General features: G+C 47.6%; 1 protein-coding gene. It reads left to right on the top strand.

Features of this window, described 5'->3' with window-relative positions:
• Window positions 1-1,361, top strand: a 1,361-nt coding sequence (locus ACJHWT_RS25385; protein WP_001696498.1) for an aspartate ammonia-lyase, incomplete at its 5' end; no start/stop codon positions are given.

Below are 1,361 nucleotides of genomic sequence, written 5' to 3'. Positions count from 1 at the left end.
TTCCGGATGATTGCTATTATGGTGTTCAGACACTTCGTGGAAAAGATAATTTCCATATCACTGAAATGCCAATGAGTCAGGAGCCTTTCTTCATCATTGCCTTCGGTTATGTGAAAAAAGCAGCTGCGATGGCTAATAAGGAGTTAGGTACAATTCCTGCTGATGTTGCGGATGCTTTAATCTGGGCTTGCGACCAATTAATTGATGGTAAGTACCGGGAACAGTTTGTGACCGACTGGCTTCAGGGGGGAGCCGGAACGTCAACCAATATGAACTGCAACGAAGTGATTTGCAATCTTGCTGCAGAAAAACTTGGTGGCGTTAAAGGGGATTACAAACGCGTTTCGCCAAACGACCATGCTAATTTTGGTCAGTCCACCAATGATACATATCCGACAGCATTACATCTGGCATTACTGCTGCGAAGCAATGTATTGCTTGAAGCTGTTGAACACCTCGTAGGAGCATTCTACAAAAAGGCTGACGAGTTCAGCACAGTGCTCAAGATGGGACGTACTCACCTGCAGGATGCAGTGCCAATGACTCTCGGCCAGGAGTTCCATGGCTGGGGTTTTACAATTAATGATGAAATTCGGGTCATCCGTAATGCACAGGAACACCTGCGGGTTGTAAACCTTGGTGCTACTGCGATTGGTACCTGTGTTACCGCTCACCCGGATTATCCCGCTTTAGCCGTGAAATATCTGGCCCAGATCACAGGCATTAATTTCAGGAACAGTGAAGATCTCATCGCTGCCACAAGCGACTGTGGTGCATATGTTGCACTCAGTTCGGCCATGAAGAGCCTCTCTGTGAAGCTTACCAAGGTTTGTAATGACATTCGACTGCTTGCTTCAGGCCCCCGTTGCGGCCTGGCTGAAATTAACCTGCCTCAATTGCAACCGGGTTCTTCCATTATGCCTGGTAAGGTTAACCCCGTTATCCCGGAAGTAACAAACCAGTCTTGCTTCCTGGTTCAGGGGCTGGACACCACAGTGATGCTGGCGGCATCTGCTGGTCAGCTTGAGCTTAACGTTATGGAGCCGGTCATCACCTTTGCGCTGTTCACCTCACTCAAGGTGATGACGAATGCCTGTAACACACTCCGAACTAAATGCATTGATGGCATTACAGCTAATTCCGATCGAACTGCAGAGATGGTAATGCATTCCTGCGGTATTGTGACTCTCCTGAAGCCACATCTGGGATATAAGGTGTGTTCTGAAATGGCGCACGAAGCATACCATACAGGCAAATCCCTCCATCAGATAGTGGTTGTCGAACGTAAGCTACTCACACAGGAAGAATGGGAGAAGACATTCAATCTGGATAATCTGATTGCTCCGAAGTTCGAACAATAA

This window comes from Escherichia sp. WS338 (genome assembly GCF_046486405.1).
GTDB lineage: Bacteria > Pseudomonadota > Gammaproteobacteria > Enterobacterales > Enterobacteriaceae > Escherichia > Escherichia coli.
This window is presented reverse-complemented; position numbering and strand designations above follow the sequence as displayed.